The organism is Stenotrophomonas sp. YJH_SMC_64 (genome assembly GCF_059371375.1).
On sequence record NZ_JCAFUN010000017.1, the window covers coordinates 116,254 to 132,604 of the forward strand.

The following is a 16,351-nucleotide window of genomic DNA, read 5'->3' on the forward strand; positions in this document are numbered from 1 at the left end:
TTGGCGCGGGAAACCCCGCAGGAACGCCTACCCTGACGTGAAGGACGTAAAGGCCAGGGCACGGAGGTGTTAGCATCACAGGGCATGAATCCTGCTCCGAACCTGATCCTGATCGGCCCGATGGGCGCCGGCAAAACCTGCATCGGCCGCCGCCTGGCCGAGCGCTTCACGCTGGACTTCGTCGATGTCGACCAGGCCATCGTCGATGCCGCCGGCGCCAGCATCCCGACCATTTTCGAGCACTCCGGCGAAGCCGGCTTCCGCAGCCATGAACGCGAGGCGCTTGCCCGCGTGCTGGAGGGTCGCGGCCAGCTGGTCTCCACCGGTGGCGGCGCGGTGCTGGATCCTGGCAACCGCGCGTTGATCGCCCAGCGCGGCTTCGTGGTCTACCTGCGGGTCAGCGTGACCGCGCAGCTGGAGCGCCTGGCCCGCGACAAAGGCAGGCCGCTGCTGCAGCGCCCGGACCGTGAGCAGGTGCTGCACGATCTGGCCGCGCACCGCGACCCGCTGTACCGCGAACTGGCCGACATCACCCTTGATACCGACCCGTACACCGCTGCCGACGCGACCGCCCACCTGGTGGTCAAGCTGGCCACGCAATGGCAGCGCCAGGACCTGACCCCATGACTTCCCCCGCCCTGCTGCAGGTCGCCGTCGGCGGCGACCATCCTTACTCCATCACCATCGGCGCCGGTGCGCAGGCCGACGGCACCGCGCTGGCCTCGCATGTGCGTGGCCGCCACGTGCTTTTGCTCAGCGACAGCGAAGTGGCCCCGCGCTATCTGGGTGCCGTGAAGCAGACCCTTCTGACCGCACGCCCCGACCTGATCGTCGGCGAGCATGTGCTGGCCGCGGGCGAAGCCTCCAAGACGCTGGCCGAATTCGGCCGTGCCATCGAAGCGCTGGCCGCGCTCGGCGCCACCCGCGACGCCTGCGTGTTCGCCCTCGGCGGCGGCGTGGTCGGTGATCTGGCCGGCTTCGCCGCGGCCTGCTGGATGCGCGGCGTGGACTGCGTGCAGCTGCCGACCACCCTGTTGGCGATGGTCGATTCGTCGGTGGGCGGCAAGACGGCGGTCGACATCCCTGCCGGCAAGAACCTGGTCGGCGCGTTCCATCCGCCGCGCGCGGTGATCGCCGATACCCGTGTGCTGGCCACCCTGCCGCCGCGCGAGCTGCGTGCCGGCCTGGCCGAAGTGGTGAAGTACGGCGCGCTGGGTGATGCCGTGTTCTTCGAATGGCTGCAGCAGCATGCCGATGCGCTGCTGGCCGGCGACGATGCGGTACTGGCCGAAGCCATCGCGCGCAGCTGCCGGCACAAGGCGGCCATCGTCGAGCGTGATCCGTTCGAGAAGGGCGAGCGCGCCCTGCTCAACCTCGGCCATACCTTCGGCCATGCCATCGAAACCGAGCAGGGCTACTCGGCCCCGGGCCGCGATGCCCTGAACCACGGCGAAGCGGTGGCGGTGGGCATGGTGCTGGCCGCGAAGCTGTCCACCGATCTGGGCCTGGCCGACGATGCCGATCGCGCACGCCTGCAGGCGCTGCTGGAACGGCTCGGCCTGCCGGTGTCGATCCCGGCCGGGCTGGACCCGCAGGCCCTGCTCGGCCGCATGCGGCTGGACAAGAAGAATGTGGCCGGCCGCCTGCGCCTGGTGCTGTGGCGCGGCATGGGCCGCGCCGAAGTGGTGCCGGACGTGGATGAGGCGGCGGTGCTGAAGGTGCTGTCGGCCCGGTAGTGCCGGCCGCTGGCCGGCAACGTCATCAACGAGGAAGCCCGCCAGCCGCCGGCACGACCGCGTTGCGGCCGGGGTCACCCTGGCCCCGCTACAATCGGCCCATGCACGTCTACCTGCAACATCCCGACGCCGGTGCGCAGGCACCGCGCTTCCTGCGCCTGAGCCTGCAGCCGGACCTGTTCGGCGGCTGGGAGCTGCTGCGCGAGAGCGGCCGCGTCGGTAACCGCTCGCAGCTGCGGCGCGAGCTGTTCCTGCAGGCTGACGAAGCCCGTCATGCCTTCGAGAAGGCCCGCGATGCCGAACTGCATCGCGGCTTCCAGATCCTCTCGCACGGCGACTGACGCCGCTGCCAACTTTCGTCCAAGGAATGCCCATCGTGACCAGCCCTCTCCGCAACGATCGCCTGCTGCGCGCCCTGCGCCGCGAACCGGTGGACTGCACCCCCGTCTGGCTGATGCGCCAGGCCGGCCGCTACCTGCCGGAGTACCGCGCAACCCGGGCCAAGGCCGGCAGCTTCCTGGCCATGGCCAAGAACCCGGAGATCGCCTGCGAAGTCACGCTGCAGCCGCTGCGCCGATTCCCGCTGGACGCAGCCATCCTGTTCTCGGACATCCTCACCATTCCCGATGCGATGGGCCTGGAGCTCTACTTTGTTGAAGGCGAAGGCCCGAAGTTCCGTCATCCGGTGCGTGACGAAGCGGCCATCGCCCGGCTGGCGGTACCAGACATGGAGCAGGACCTGGGCTATGTGATGGACGCAGTGCGCCTGATCCGTCGGGAGCTGGACGGCCAGGTACCGTTGATCGGCTTCTCCGGCAGCCCCTGGACACTGGCCTGCTACATGGTGGAAGGCGGCGGCAGCAAGGATTTCGCGCGCATCAAGGCAATGGCGCTGAACCATCCGCAGGCCCTGCACCGCCTGCTGGAGGTCACCACTGACGCGGTGATTGCGTACCTGGGCGCGCAGCGCGCGGCCGGTGCGCAGGCGCTGCAGGTGTTCGACACCTGGGGCGGCGTGCTGTCGCCGGCCATGTACCGCGAGTTCTCGCTGCGCTACCTGCAGCGCATCGCCGAGGGCCTGGAGCGCGGCGCAGGCAGCGAGCGCACGCCGCTGATCCTGTTCGGCAAGGGTACCGGCCTGCACCTGGAAGCGCTGTCGCAGACCGGCGCCGATGCACTGGGCCTGGACTGGACGCTGGACCTGGACGAGGCGATGCGCCGCACCGGTGGCCGCGTCGCGCTGCAGGGCAACCTCGACCCGACCACGCTGTACGCCTCGCCGGATGCGATTGCCGCAGCCGCAGCGCGGGTGCTCGACACCTACGCCGCCGGCAATGGCGGTTCGCGCGAGGGCCACGTGTTCAACCTCGGCCACGGCATGTCGCCGGACATGGACCCGGCCCACGTGCAGGTGCTGGTCGACGCGGTGCACGCGCACAGCCAGCGCTGAGCATTCGGCATACGGTTGCGGCGCGATGTTGATCGCGCCGTGACCCACAGTGCGCGATCATGGCATCCCCCACGCTGCACCGGCCGCACCCCATGTCCACATCGCCATCGACCTACAACCGCCAGCGCCCCCTGCTGTGGCTGGTGTCCTTGGCGATCTTCATGCAGATGCTGGACTCGACCATCGTCAACACGGCATTGCCGGCGATGGCGGCCAGCTTGGGCGAAAGCCCGCTGCAGATGCAGTCGGTGGTGTTCAGCTACGCGCTGGCGGTGGCCACCTTCATTCCCGCCTCGGGCTGGATCGCTGACCGCTACGGCACCCGTCGCACCTTCCTGGTGGCGATCATTCTGTTCACCCTCGGCTCGCTGGCCTGCGCGCTGGCCCAGCACCTGCACCAGCTGGTCGGTGCGCGCGTGCTGCAGGGCATCGGCGGCGCAATGCTGTTGCCGGTCGGCCGGCTGGCAGTGATGCGATCAGTGCCGCGCGAGGATTTCCTGCGCGCGATGAGCTTCATTGCCATCCCGGCCCTGGTCGGCCCGCTGATCGGCCCCACGCTGGGCGGCTGGCTGGTGGAGATCGCCTCGTGGCACTGGGTGTTCCTGATCAACCTGCCGATCGGCGTGATCGGATTCATCGCCGCGATGAAGATCATGCCCGACCACTACGCCAGCCATCGCACCCGTTTCGACCTGCGTGGCTACATCATGCTGGCCTTCGCGATGGTGGTGCTGTCACTGGCGCTGGACGGCATCTCCGGACTGGGCACGCCACACGCGCTGGTGATGCTGATGACCGTTGCAGGGCTGGCGGCGCTGGTGGGTTACTGGCTGCACGCCGCCAATTCGACGGCGCCGTTGTTCTCGCTGGCGCTGTTCCGCGTACCCAGCTACCGCATCGGCATTCTCGGCAATCTTTTCTCGCGCATCGGCAGCAGCGCCATGCCGATGCTGATCCCGTTGCTGCTGCAGGTCGGCCTGGGCCTGGGCCCGATGAACGCCGGCCTGATGATGGTGCCGGTGGCAGCCGCCGGCATGGTCTCAAAGAAACTGGCGGTGAAGCTGGTGGAGCGCTACGGCTACCGCCGCGTGCTGATGGTCAACACCGTGCTGGTGGGCCTGGCGATGGCCAGCTTCATCCTGATGACACCCGGCCAGCACCTGGCCTGGCGCCTATTGCAGCTTGCGTTCTTCGGCGCGGTCAATTCGCTGCAGTTCACCGTGATGAACACCGTGACCCTGCGCGATCTGGACCGTGAGTTCGCCAGTTCCGGCAACAGCCTGCTGTCGATGGTGATGATGCTCGCCGCCGGCTTTGGTGCTGCTGCGGCCGGCAGCCTGCTGGCCGCGTTCGGCAACCACCTGGACAGCAACAGCGCCACCGCCGCGCTGCATGCCACGTTCCTGTGCGTGGGCGCGATCACCCTGACCTCTACGATGATCTTCTGGCAGCTGCCCGATACCAAGCCGGAGCCACGGCAGGTCGAGCACGTTGCGGAGTGAGGGTGGTTCGGCAGGGCCTGCGGCCCTGCACCTGCAGAGGCTTCAAGCCAAGGCAACAGCAACGGCAAAAGCAGGCATTTCGTGGGTGGTGGGGCGGTGTGGGCTTGCAGGACACGCCGTAAACCCGTCCCTGGGGGCTCGATGGCGCCATCCATGGCGCCAACGGTCCTGCAAGCCCACACCGCCCCACCTCTGACAGATTTTCGCGATCGGGTAGATCCACGCCATGCATGGATGAATCTCCATCGAGATCGAATATGTCGAACTGAGATCGCAAACCATCCACGCATGGCGTGGATCTACTGCAGATCGCAGAATTCTGTCGAAGGCGGGGTGGTGTCGGAGTGCGGGGTGTCAGCCGCATGGATGCGGCTGCCAAGCCTACAAGGACGTACTTGCGGCGTCCCCGCACTCCGGCACCGCCCCGCCATCCCACGGGAAACCAGCTTTTGCTTCGGCTGTTGCTGTTGCTCCGGCTTGCAGCAGGTGCAGGGCTGCAAGCCCTGCAATAAGCCCTACCGTCCCATGACCCTGGCGATCGCTTCCACCAGCAGCTCACCGGTCACCGGCTTGCGCAGGAAACCACCGATGCCGGCCGCTTCCACCTGCTGCTGCAGGTCTGGATCGGTCCGTGCCGTCACGGCGAGCAGTGGCAGCATGTAGCCCTGGTTGCGCAGGTGCTGGGCCAGCTCGAAGCCGCTCAGGCCCGGCAGGTCCAGATCCAGCAGGCCGACGTCGAAATCCCCTGCGCTGATCTCGCGCAGTGCCGCCAGCGCATGGCCCGCATGCACCACTTCATGGCCGCGCGCACTCAACAGCCCGCGCACCACATCAGCCACGGTTGCATCATCCTCGACCAGCAGCACGCGCAATGGCGGCATGTTGGCCGCATCCTCGCGGTGCACTTCGCCCTCGGACTCTGCATTGGCATCGACCACCAGCGGCAACGGCAGGGTCACGCCAAAACACGTGCCGCGGCCGAGCTGGCTCTCGACCTGGATACGCCCCTGCATCGCCTGCGCCAGTTCGCGGCAGATCGCCAGGCCCAGGCCGCTGCCGCCGTACTGCGCCGCGGTGCGGGCGCCATCGGCCTGCTCGAAGCGGCGGAACAGGCGCTGCTGCTGTTCCTGGCTGATGCCCGGCCCGGTGTCGCGCACTTCGAAATGCAACGCGCGCAGCTCGCCGTCGCTGCGCGCATGCAGGGTGATGGTTCCACGGCTGGTGAACTTGACCGCGTTGGAGAGCAGGTTGAGCAGGATCTGCCTTACCCGCATCGCATCGCCGGTCGCCTGCAGGCCCGGCGGCAACTGGTTGTCGAGGGTGAAGCGCAGACCCTTCTGCGCTGCCAGAGGTCCCATCAGCGCGGCCAGGTCCTGCAGCAGGCAGCTCAGCGCGAACGGCTTGGACTGCAGTTCCAGCCGTCCGGATTCGATCCGTGCCAGGTCCAGTGCATCGTTGACCAGGTGAAGCAGGTGTTCGCCGGCGTGCCGGATCGACTGCGTGTAGCCGCGCTGCTGCGGGTCCAGCGGCGAGGCCAGCAGCAGTTCGCTCATGCCGAGCACACCGGTCATCGGCGTGCGGATTTCGTGGCCGAGATTGGCCAGGAAGCGGGTCTTGGCCGCCGAGGCCTGTTCGGCCAGTTCCTGTTTATGCAGTGCCAGCTGATAGGCATGGCGCCGCTGCAGGCGACGGCGATACAACCAGGCAAACCAACTGGTCAGCAGAAGCGCGATCGAGGCCAGCACCAGCAGCCCGGACAGGCTGCGCCACCACGGTGGCTGTACACGGAATTCCAGACTCTGCACCCGGGACCAGACATGGTCGGCCGAGCGCGCCTGTACCTCCAGGCGGTAGCTGCCCGGCGGCAGGCGCGAGAACAGGCGCTCACCGGCCGGCCCCACTTCCACCCAATCGGGGTCGTAGCCGGCCAGGCGGTAGCGGTAGCTGTTGGAGGCCGAATCGGCGAATGACAACAGTCGCGCGACGATGCGCAGGTCACGGTCACCATCGGCAATCTGCAAGGGCGTGTCGTGGGTCAGGTCGAGTACCTGCTCGTTGCGGCGGACTTCGACCCGTTCGATCACCAACGGCGCCCGCCGCACCGACGGCCGCACCTGTTCCGGGTCGAACACCACCACGCCGGCCGGGGTACCGGCCACCAGATGGCCATCGCCGGACATCGTCAACGTGTGCTCGCGGAACTCCTGGCTGGGCAGGCCGTCGTGGACGCCGTACAGGCGCACGCTCTGGCCGTCGGCGCCAACCCGGACCAGGCCGCGCGCACTGGTGGCCCAGGCCACGCCCTGTGCGTCGACCACCAGCCCGGAAGCGGAGATCGCCGGGTAACCCTGCTCCGCGCCGATCACGGCCTGCCGTTCAAGCCGCCCCTGGCTCCAGCGGTAGCGCGACAGGCGGCCATCCTCCGACAGCCAGACCTGGCCATCGCGGCCCACGTGCAACGCATGGATCGCGGTCGCCGGCGCGCCCGGCACCGGCTGGAAGCGCTCGCTTTCCGGCAGCCACTGCAGCAGGCCACGGCTACTGGCCAGCCAGATGTGGTCCTGCGGCCCGCATTCCACATCCAGGTTGAGCTGGCCCTGCTGCAGGCCGCGCTGGCCGTTTTCCAGCTGGCGGCGCAGGCGACCGTCGAGGTCACGCTGCTGCAGGCCTGCAGGCAACATCAACCATAGACTGTCGCCGTCACAGGTCATCATCGACTCGATGACCCCTTCCATGGTCGCGTCGGCCCCGGCATCACGGCCCCAGCGACGTAGCTCACGTCGCTTCGGGTCATAGCGCAGCAACGCATCGGTCGAGCCGATCCAGACCTGGCCACGGCGATCCTCGCGTACCGAGGACAGCCAGTACATGCCATTGACCCAGGTGCGGTGCTGCTCGATCTTGCCCGTCCTGGGATCGAACCGGTCCAGCGCGCCGTGGCTGCCGACCGTCCATATGCCGCCATTGCTGGAAGGGCTGGTGCCGAGCACGAAGGCATTGCGCAGAGAACCGGTGTCGTCCTCCAATCGCGACAGCACCGAGAACTGCCACCAGCGCGGCAGCAGATGCCACAGGCCGGCATTGGTACTGGCCAACCAGATGCCGCCTTCGCGGTCCTCGTAGGCGCCCGTCCAGTTCGGCCGCACCGGCCCGCGCGCAACGGCGCTGTACAGCGGAACGGTCTGGTACTGCCCATCCACGGCCCGACCAAGCCCGGTACGGGTATCCAACCAATGCCCGCCCTGTTCATCGCGCAGCATCATGCCGAGCACCTGCTCGCCCGGCGGCAGTTTCCAGGGCGGCGATTCAAAACGCCCGTCGGGGCGACGCACCGTGGCGCCGGCCATCGTACTGATCCACAGGCTGCCATCGGGTTCGCTGGTCAACCCATTGATCAGCAGGCTGGGAATGACGTCGGTGCCGACCCGCTCGAAGTCGGTGCCGGTCCAGCGCGCCACGCCATGCTTGGTGCCGACCCACAGGCTGCCATCGGCCAGCGTAGCCAGGTACGGCACCGAGGCGGCAGGCAGGCTGCGGGGATTGTTGGCCTCGGGCAGGAAACGCTGCAGGCGGTCCTGGCTGTCCAGCCGGTACAGCCCACCTTCGTGGGTGCCGAACCAGATCGCACCGTCCGGCGTGGTCGCCAGGCTCCAGACCGTGTTGGTCCCCATCAAGGGCTGGCTGCTGCGGTCGTAGAAATGCAGCTGGCGGCGGTCGGCCGACATCCGTACCAGGCCCGCGTTCTCGGTCCCGATCCAGAGCTGGTTGCGCGCATCGACCAGGACCGTCCAGATGCGGTTGTCGCGCAGGCCATCCTCAGAACGCCAGATCCGGTAGTTGCGCCCGTCGTAACGGGCCAGGCCGTCGTTGGTGGCGATCCACAGGTAGCCATAGCGGTCTTCGGCCATGCGGTTGACGGTATTGGACGGCAGGCCGTCGAATACCGTCACCTGGCGCGGGCTCGGTGGCACCGGCTGCGCGGCAGCGGGTGACAGGCCGCACAGGAGGATCAGCAGCAGCATTGCCGCCCGCAGATACACCACCGATTGCCTCCTCACGCTGCCTGATGATTCCCGCGCCGCGGGCGTCGGCATGGTAAACCGAAAGTCGCGCCGTTCACGCCCGGCGTCGACGTTTTCAAGTTGTGGTCTGTCGTTTGGCGCGAGCCTGGATGATCGCTGCCACCAGCATGTCGCCGGTCACCGGCTTGCGCAGGAAACCATCGAAACCGGCAGCGAGCACCTGCGATTCGGCATACGCATCGGAGCGGGCGGTCACCGCCACCAGTGGCAGTTCGTAGCCCAGGGTGCGCAGCTGGCGGGCGATCGCAGTACCGTCCAGCGCAGGCAGGTCGAGATCGAGCAGGCCGACATCGAAGCCGTCGGTAGCGATCTCCGACAAAGCCCCCAGGCCATGCAGCACATGCACCACCTCATGGCCGCGGCTGCGCAGCAGGCCGGCGATGACCTCGGCCACGGTGGCATCGTCCTCCACCAGCAGGATGCGCAGTGGCGGCAGCATCGGCAGTGCCGGCGCTTCGCCCGTGGCGGCTGCCTGCCGGGTCCAGGGCAGCGGCAACCGCACCCGGAAACGCGCGCCCTTGCCTGGCTGGCTGTCCACTTCGATGCGCCCGCCCATCGCCACGGCCAGCTCCTGGCAGATCGCCAGGCCCAGCCCGCTTCCACCATAGCGCGAGGCCGTGCGCGGCCCCTCCGCCTGTTCGAATCGGTGGAACAGCCGCTCCTGCTGCTCGGCATTGATACCCGGACCACTGTCGTGCACTTCGAAGCAGAGACCGCCGCCGTTCTCTTCCAGGTGCACGGCCAGGCCGACATGACCGCGCTCGGTGAACTTGATGGCATTGCCCAGCAGGTTGAGCAGGATCTGCCGCACGCGCATCTCGTCGCCACTGACGCTGATCGGGCCGGGCGGATCGTCGCCACGCTGGAAATCCAGCTTGCGCTGTTTCGCCATGGGCTGCATCAGCGCCTGCACCTGGTCGAGCAGGCCGGCCAGGTCGAACGGACGCAGATCCAGCTCCAGTCGACCGGCTTCGATGCGCGCGAGGTCCAGCGCATCGTTGACCAACCGCAGCAGATGGCTGCCGGCCTGCTGGATGGAGCCGGCATAGCTGCGCTGCACCGGGTCCAGCGGTGTGGCCAGCAGCAACTCGCTCATGCCAAGCACGCCGGTCATCGGCGTGCGGACTTCATGCCCCAGCGTGGCCAGGAACCGGCTCTTGGCCTGCGAGGCCTGTTCGGCCAGCTCCTGCTTGTGCACGGTCAGCTGCCATTGCTGGCGACGGCGCAGGCGCGCACGGATCGACCAGACCAGGACGAGCAGCAGCAGCGAGCCGATCAGGATGTAGCCGAAGATCGCCATGCCGCTGCGCCACCAGGGTGGCAGCACCTTCACCTGCAGCTGCTGCGAAGGCGTCCATGCACCATTGGCAGTGGCCGCCTGCACTTCGATGACGTAGCTGCCGGTGGGCAGTCGCGACAGCGTGCGCTGGCCGTCGCCGCCCTGCTCCACCCAGTTCTGGTCATACCCGCGTACCCGGAAGCGGTAGCGGTTGCCCTGGGGATTGGCATACGACAACAACCGCGCATCGATCTGCAGGTCGCGATCATCCGGTCCCAGCAACAGGGTGCCGGTGTTCGGCAGCGGCTGCCAGCCGCGTGCATCGTCGCGGCGCACGCGCACCTCGGCAATCACCAGCGACGACCCGGGCAGCACCACGTCGTCGGCATTCACGTCGAATGCAACCAGGCCGGTCTGGGCGACGGCCAGAACGCGACCATCGGCATTCACCGCTGGCGGCCGGCTGGTGAACTCGGCATCGGACAGGCCATCGCGTTCATTGAACAACTGCAGGCGTCGTGCTTTCGGGTCCCAGCGCAGCAGGCCGCGCGGCGTGGTCGCCCACACCCGGCCATTGTCGGCCAATGCCAGGCCCCCCATGCTGACCGGCGGCACACCGGCGCTTCCATCAATGCGCTGGATCAGGCGCAGGCTCATGCCATCCCACTGGTAGCGCTCCAGCGCGCCCTGGCGGGCCAGCCACAACTGCTGCGGATCCACCCACACCAGGTCGTAGATCAGCCCGCGCGAGACCCCCGGCACCGCTTCGAAGCGACCGGCCTGCTCACGCCAGATGCCCATGTCGCCCATCACCCATGCCTTGCCATGGGCATCGAAGCGGATCTGCTCGATGGGTGAGTCGGCCGCCTTGCGGAAATCGTCGAGAGGATAGCTGCGCAGCACCCGGCCCTCCGCGCTGCGCTGCTGCAGGCCCAGGTTCATCACCGAAAGCCAGACCGTGCCATCGGGCGCCTGCCGCATCAGGTCGATGCGCTGGCGCAGGTCGGCACCTCCATCGATATGCCAATCGTGCAGCGCGCGGGTGCCCGGGTCATACACGCTGATGCGGCCGGCACGCCCCAGCCACAGGCGCCCGTCCGGCCGCGGGAGTACCGACCACACCGCACCGCTGCCGATCTCGCGGTCGCTGGCCAGCAGGCGCAGCGTGCCGTGCGCGTCCAACTGATACACGCCGTGCGCCGAACCCACGTAGTAGTTCTGGCCATCACTGGCCGCACCCAGCAGGTACTGGCTGTCCAGCGGCTTGCCATCGAGCTGGTTCCAGATCGAGAAGCGGCGCCAATCCGGCGGGAGGTAGGCCAGTCCCTGGGTCAGCAGGGCGACCCACAATCCGCCCTCATGGTCCTGCAGCAGATCGAGCACACCGCTCTGTGCAGTGAGGAAACCACTGCCGCGGTCGCCGTCGAGCCGCCATAGCGCACTCGCGTCGCCACGCAGCAGGCCATCGGACGTGCCCGCCCAGTAGCCGCCCTGGCGATCGGCCAGCACCAGCGCCGAGCGCAGGCCGGCGCTGTCGCTCCAGCGCGGACGACTGACCCGGTCCTGCGCATCGATGCGGTACAGGCCATCGTTCTGGCTGCCGACCCAGATCGAGCCATCCGGATCGCGGCTCATCCGCAGCACGCTCAATGCGCCCAGCGCGTGCGGTGCCACGGGCTCGAAGTCACGGCCATTCCAGCGTGCGACGCCGGCCTCGGTACCGATCCACAGGCGCCCCCGCGCATCGACCAGGCTGCTGTAGATGGTGTTGCTGGGCAGGCCGTCGGCACGGGCCGGGTCGTGCTTGAAGAAGCGCAGGCTGCCGTCCTCCCCGAACCGGCAGATACCCTGGCTGCTGGTGCCGATCCACAACGCATCCCCGGCGTAGGCCAGCGTCCAGAACTGGCCCAGGCACGGACCATTGACCGCATCGAAGGTCTTGAACCGCTCGCGGTCGGCATCCAGGCGGGCCACGCCCTTGCCATTGATGCCCACCCACACACGGTCCAGCGGATCGACCAGCAGGGTCTCGATCTCGTTGCCGGGCAACGAACCGGGCTGTTCCGGGTCATGTTCCCAGACCCGCAGCGAGCTGCCGTCGTAGCGCACCAGACCGCCATCGGTTGCGGCCCAGACATGGCCCTGGCGGTCCTCGGCCAGCGCCAGCACCATGCGCGAAGGCATGCCTTCGGCGGCACCGAAGCGCCGCAGGCGTGGTGTTTCTGCCATGTCCAGGGCTGCAGCCGCCGTGGCAGACGCCAACAGCAGCAGCCCCGTTGCCGCGATGCCCAGGCACCACAGGCGCCAGCTGCTCGTCATCCTGAACCCCCTGTCCTGTCCCGATTGTCACACAGGGCCGGGGTCATGGCTGCAACAGCCTGTTGCCGGGGCAGGACCACCACGAACTGTTGCAGCCATGCACGCATCCTTGGCAGGGGCCTGTGCGTATGATCACAGCGTCCCCCTTCCGGAGCCCGCCATCGATGCGTCCCTGCCTGGCCCTGCTGCCGATGCTGCTCGCCACCGCTCCCGCCTGGGCGGATGCAGATACCTATCGCCTCGATCCGGTGCACACGCGTGTGCTGTTCAGCATCGACCACGCGGGCTACTCGCAGGCGATGGGCACGGTCTCCGGCAGTGAGGGCCGGCTGCAGTTCGATCCCGACAACTGGCGCGAAGCCACGTTGGACGTCGAAGTCCCCGTGTCGCGATTGGACCTTGGTGACGCCAAATGGAACCAGGCCACGCTGGCCCGCAGCCTTCTGGATGGCGAGCGTTTCCCGAAGGCACATTTCGTCTCCAGCCGGGTCGAACCGATCGATGCCAGGCGCGCCCACGTGATCGGCACCCTGACCCTGCGCGGGGTCAGCCAGGAGATCACGCTGGACGTGACCCTGAACGCCATCAAGCGCTACCCCCTCCCCCCGTTCCGACGCACCGCCGGTTTTTCCGCCAGCACCACGCTGAGCCGGCGCGCGTTCGGCATCACCGCCTGGCCGGGCGTCATCGGTGATGCAGTACAGCTGAGGATCGAGGCCGAAGCCACCCTCGACCGCAGCGACGCCCCGGGAACTCCCGCTCCCGTTCCACACTCCGACCCCAAGACGGCCCCCTAGAGGACCCTTCATGACCGCCAAGAACACCCCCGCCGCCTGGGGGAGTGTCAGCCAGATCCTGCATTGGTCGATCGCATTGCTGATCCTCGCCCTGGGCGTGGTCGGCCTGACCATGGGCGAACTGCCCCAGACCCCCAAGTATTTCTGGGTCTATACCGCGCACAAGTCGATCGGCATCACCGTGCTGGCGCTCGTGCTCTTCCGCCTCGGCTGGCGCCTGTATGCCGGTGCCCCCAAGCCGGTGCCGGGCGTGCCCAGCTGGCAGGAACGCATCGCCAGTGCCACCCACGTGCTGCTGTATGTGCTGATGTTCGCCATCCCGCTGTCGGGCTGGCTGTACGACTCGGCCAGCGGCCTGCGCCCGTTCCGCTGGTTCGGCCTGGTCGACGTGCCCAAGCTGAGCGGTCCCGACCCGCAGGTGGTCGCGGTATCGCATGCCATTCACGAGTACGGCTTCTGGCTGTTGATCGCGGTGGTGCTGGCACATGCCGGCGCTGCCTTCTACCACCACCTGTTCCAGCGCGATGCGACCTTGTCCCGCATGTTGCCGCGCGGCTGGCTTGCCTCCCCTCAGAAGGACTGACCGATGAACCTGAAACTGACCACTCCGGCCGCCGTGGCCGCCGCCCTGGCCGGCATGCTGGCCACCACCCCGGTGTTCGCCGCCGACTACGCACAGGCGCCCGGCGCCGGCTCGATCCTGGTGTTCGCCACCAAGTACGACGGCGAAGTGTTTACCGGCAGCTTCCCGGGCTTTGCCACCAAGCTCAGCTTCGACCCGGCCAATCCTGCCGCCGGTTCGCTGGACGTGGTGATCCCGCTGGCCGGCGCCAAGAGCGGCAACAGCGACCGTGACTCGACCCTGCAGACCGCCGACTTCTTCAATGTTGGCAAGTTCGCCACCGCACGCTACACCGCCAAGGGCTTCCGCGCGGTGGGCAATGACCAGTTCGCCGCCGATGGCACACTGGAGCTGCGAGGCGTCAGCAAGCCGGTCACCCTCACCTTCACCTGGAAGCCGGGCACCCAGCCGGTGCTGACCGGCAAGGCCACGGTCAAGCGGCTGGACTTCGGCGTCGGCGGCGGCGACTGGGCCGACACCAAGACCATCCCGGACGAAACCGCGATCAGCACGATCGTGAAGTTCGACGCGAAGTAAACCGCGTCTGGTAGTGCCGGCCGCTGGCCGGCATCACCGGGCATCGCGGGGTTGCCGGCCAACGGCCGGCACTACCGAACGTCGGCCAGCCAGGCCTGAACCGTGGCCGCGTCGAACGGCCAGTCCAGCTCACGACCACCAGTCTCGTCGCGCAGCACAGGCACCCGCGCGCCGTAGCGCGCTTCCAGCGCCGGCTGGTCATCCAGGAACACCGATTCGAACTCCGGTGCCCGCGCCTTGGCCAGCTCGGCCAGGGCCATGTCGCACAGGTGGCAGTCATCGCGCTGGAACAGGGTCAACACCGGTTTTGCTCCCTCTGCCGAAATGCTGCGCCGCAGCCATGGAAGTGCGGCATGAACCGCTAGAATAGCGGTCTCCTCCGGTACCCGCAGTACGGCAACCATGGCTGTCAGCACGTTCGACGTTTTCAAGATCGGCATTGGCCCGAGCTCCTCGCACACCGTCGGGCCGATGAAGGCCGCCGAGCGATTCATCCATCGCTGGCTGCTCGACCCGGGTCGCCTGAACGAAGTCGCGCGCATCCGCGCCGATGTCTATGGCTCGCTGGCGCTGACCGGCCGCGGCCATGGCACCGACAAGGCGATCCTGCTGGGCCTGGAAGGCCAGCGGCCGAACCTGATCGATCCGGACATCATTCCGGCCACCCTGGAGCGCATCCGCAGCAGCAAGCGCATCCAGCTGATGGGCCAGCACGAGATCGCCTTCGACGAGAAGCGCGACCTCGGCATGAACAAGCGCCAGAAGCTGCCGTACCACACCAACGGCATGCGTTTCACCGCGTACAACGCCGAGGATGAAGTGATCGCCACCCGCGACTATTACTCGGTCGGTGGCGGCTTCGTGGTCAACCAGGACGACGCGGCCGATGACCGCATCGTGCCCGACGAGACCCCGCTGCCCTACCCGTTCAAGAGCGGCGACGAGCTGCTGGCGCAGACCGCGCGCAGCGGCCTGAGCATTGCCCAGCTGATGTTCGAGAACGAGAAGTGCTGGCGCAGCGAAGACGAGATCCGCGCCAACCTGCGCGAGATCTGGAGTGCGATGCAGTCGTGCGTGGCGCGCGGCATCCGCGAGGAAGGCGTGCTGCCGGGTGGCCTGAAGGTCGGCCGTCGTGCACCGGCGCTGTACCGCGAGCTGTCGTCGAAGCCGGAAGCAGCGATGCGCGATCCGCTGACCACGCTGGACTGGGTCAACCTGTACGCGCTGGCGGTGAACGAAGAGAACGCCGCCGGTGGTCGCGTGGTGACTGCGCCGACCAACGGCGCTGCCGGCGTGCTGCCGGCGGTGCTGCATTACTTCGACCGTTTCTGCCCCGGCGCCAACGAACAGCGCGTATTCGACTTCCTGCTGACCTCGGCAGCGATCGGCATCCTGTACAAGGAAAACGCCTCGATCTCCGGCGCCGAAGTGGGCTGCCAGGGCGAAGTGGGCGTGGCCTGCTCGATGGCGGCCGGTGGCCTGGTCGCGGCGCTGGGTGGCAACCCGAGCCAGATCGAGAATGCCGCGGAAATCGGCATGGAACACAACCTCGGCCTGACCTGTGATCCGATCGGCGGGCTGGTGCAGATCCCCTGCATCGAACGCAATGCGATGGGCGCGGTGAAGGCGATCAATGCCTCGCGCATGGCGATGCGCGGCGACGGCAAGCACAAGGTGTCGCTGGACAAGGTGATCAAGACCATGCGCGATACCGGCCGCGACATGCAGGACAAGTACAAGGAAACCAGCCGTGGCGGCCTGGCGGTGAACGTCATCGAGTGTTGAGGTCGACCGGTCCCGGCGCGATGGCGCCGGGCCACAGGTAGAGTCGACCGTTGGTCGACTATCGCGCGCAGCGCGGGATTTTCGCTCGTTGTGGGGAAGGTAGTCGACTAACTGTGTAAACCCACCACGTTGTTCAGCAGGACTCTGGAAATAGGTGGCTGGCCACCGATCCCCATGTGAGGGCGGTGCCAGTTGTAGTGGTGCAGCCATTGGGTCAGCACGGAATTGCGCTGGTCCGAGGA

General features: G+C 67.7%; 13 protein-coding genes. 9 read left to right on the forward strand and 4 right to left on the reverse strand.

The window, feature by feature from the left end; translation table 11 throughout:
• The first annotated feature begins 84 nt into the window (after positions 1–84).
• From AC5P9L_RS18170 to mdtD, 5 genes are all read left to right on the forward strand, one after another.
• Positions 85–627: a shikimate kinase gene (locus AC5P9L_RS18170; RefSeq protein ID WP_005414151.1), complete on the forward strand. Its 543-nt coding sequence runs from the start codon at positions 85–87 to the stop codon at positions 625–627.
• Positions 624–1,736 (forward strand): 3-dehydroquinate synthase, encoded by a 1,113-nt coding sequence (gene aroB, locus AC5P9L_RS18175; protein WP_109337473.1) that lies wholly within the window; start codon positions 624–626, stop codon positions 1,734–1,736. The genes AC5P9L_RS18170 and aroB overlap by 4 nt, the downstream gene beginning before the upstream one ends.
• 101 nt (positions 1,737–1,837) lie before the next feature.
• On the forward strand, positions 1,838–2,077 hold the full coding sequence (locus AC5P9L_RS18180; protein ID WP_005410666.1) for a WGR domain-containing protein: 240 nt from the start codon (positions 1,838–1,840) through the stop codon (positions 2,075–2,077).
• A gap of 26 nt (positions 2,078–2,103) precedes the next feature.
• On the forward strand, positions 2,104–3,186 hold the full coding sequence (gene hemE / locus AC5P9L_RS18185; protein WP_099480911.1) for a uroporphyrinogen decarboxylase: 1,083 nt from the start codon (positions 2,104–2,106) through the stop codon (positions 3,184–3,186).
• A gap of 92 nt (positions 3,187–3,278) precedes the next feature.
• Entirely contained in the window at positions 3,279–4,688 is a 1,410-nt protein-coding gene (gene mdtD / locus AC5P9L_RS18190; RefSeq protein ID WP_010482759.1) for a multidrug transporter subunit MdtD, read from the forward strand.
• Positions 4,689–5,203: 515 nt separating this feature from the next.
• Here the strand turns inward: mdtD and AC5P9L_RS18195 are convergent.
• The gene (locus AC5P9L_RS18195; protein WP_480983620.1) at positions 5,204–8,731 is read right to left on the reverse strand and encodes a hybrid sensor histidine kinase/response regulator; all 3,528 of its coding nucleotides are present in this window, start codon (positions 8,729–8,731) and stop codon (positions 5,204–5,206) included.
• A gap of 94 nt (positions 8,732–8,825) precedes the next feature.
• Positions 8,826–12,368 (reverse strand): sensor histidine kinase, encoded by a 3,543-nt coding sequence (locus tag AC5P9L_RS18200; RefSeq protein ID WP_480983621.1) that lies wholly within the window; start codon positions 12,366–12,368, stop codon positions 8,826–8,828.
• A 164-nt stretch (positions 12,369–12,532) separates the two neighbouring features.
• Here AC5P9L_RS18200 and AC5P9L_RS18205 point away from each other — a divergent pair, with 164 nt between their 5' ends.
• From AC5P9L_RS18205 to AC5P9L_RS18215, 3 genes are read left to right on the forward strand one after another with little or no spacing between them, the layout of a single operon-like run.
• Complete coding sequence (locus AC5P9L_RS18205) at positions 12,533–13,165, forward strand: YceI family protein (RefSeq protein WP_005410671.1); 633 nt, start codon at positions 12,533–12,535, stop codon at positions 13,163–13,165.
• A gap of 10 nt (positions 13,166–13,175) precedes the next feature.
• Positions 13,176–13,748, forward strand: coding sequence for a cytochrome b (locus AC5P9L_RS18210; protein WP_480983622.1), 573 nt, complete (start codon positions 13,176–13,178; stop codon positions 13,746–13,748).
• A gap of 3 nt (positions 13,749–13,751) precedes the next feature.
• Positions 13,752–14,324 carry a YceI family protein gene (locus AC5P9L_RS18215; protein ID WP_005414145.1) on the forward strand — a complete coding sequence of 191 codons (573 nt, stop codon included), beginning with the start codon at positions 13,752–13,754 and terminating at the stop codon, positions 14,322–14,324.
• 71 nt (positions 14,325–14,395) lie between these two features.
• On the opposite strand, the gene AC5P9L_RS18220 is transcribed toward AC5P9L_RS18215, so the two are convergent.
• Positions 14,396–14,626 carry a glutaredoxin family protein gene (locus AC5P9L_RS18220; RefSeq protein ID WP_032966073.1) on the reverse strand — a complete coding sequence of 77 codons (231 nt, stop codon included), beginning with the start codon at positions 14,624–14,626 and terminating at the stop codon, positions 14,396–14,398.
• Positions 14,627–14,726: 100 nt separating this feature from the next.
• Between AC5P9L_RS18220 and AC5P9L_RS18225 the strand changes: the two genes are divergently transcribed.
• Entirely contained in the window at positions 14,727–16,109 is a 1,383-nt protein-coding gene (locus AC5P9L_RS18225) for an L-serine ammonia-lyase (protein WP_005410675.1), read from the forward strand.
• 107 nt (positions 16,110–16,216) lie between these two features.
• Here the strand turns inward: AC5P9L_RS18225 and AC5P9L_RS18230 are convergent.
• A partial coding sequence (locus AC5P9L_RS18230; protein WP_224481892.1) for an integrase core domain-containing protein occupies positions 16,217–16,351 on the reverse strand: 135 nt, incomplete at its 5' end.

Coding starts and splice junctions, on each gene's coding strand:
- AC5P9L_RS18170 (WP_005414151.1), top strand. CDS start 85: ATGAATCCTGCTCCGAACCTGATCCTGATCGGCCCGATGGGCGCCGGC.
- aroB (WP_109337473.1), top strand. CDS start 624: ATGACTTCCCCCGCCCTGCTGCAGGTCGCCGTCGGCGGCGACCATCCT.
- AC5P9L_RS18180 (WP_005410666.1), top strand. CDS start 1,838: ATGCACGTCTACCTGCAACATCCCGACGCCGGTGCGCAGGCACCGCGC.
- hemE (WP_099480911.1), top strand. CDS start 2,104: ATGCCCATCGTGACCAGCCCTCTCCGCAACGATCGCCTGCTGCGCGCC.
- mdtD (WP_010482759.1), top strand. CDS start 3,279: ATGTCCACATCGCCATCGACCTACAACCGCCAGCGCCCCCTGCTGTGG.
- AC5P9L_RS18200 (WP_480983621.1), bottom strand. CDS start 12,368: ATGACGAGCAGCTGGCGCCTGTGGTGCCTGGGCATCGCGGCAACGGGG.
- AC5P9L_RS18205 (WP_005410671.1), top strand. CDS start 12,533: ATGCGTCCCTGCCTGGCCCTGCTGCCGATGCTGCTCGCCACCGCTCCC.
- AC5P9L_RS18210 (WP_480983622.1), top strand. CDS start 13,176: ATGACCGCCAAGAACACCCCCGCCGCCTGGGGGAGTGTCAGCCAGATC.
- AC5P9L_RS18215 (WP_005414145.1), top strand. CDS start 13,752: ATGAACCTGAAACTGACCACTCCGGCCGCCGTGGCCGCCGCCCTGGCC.
- AC5P9L_RS18225 (WP_005410675.1), top strand. CDS start 14,727: ATGGCTGTCAGCACGTTCGACGTTTTCAAGATCGGCATTGGCCCGAGC.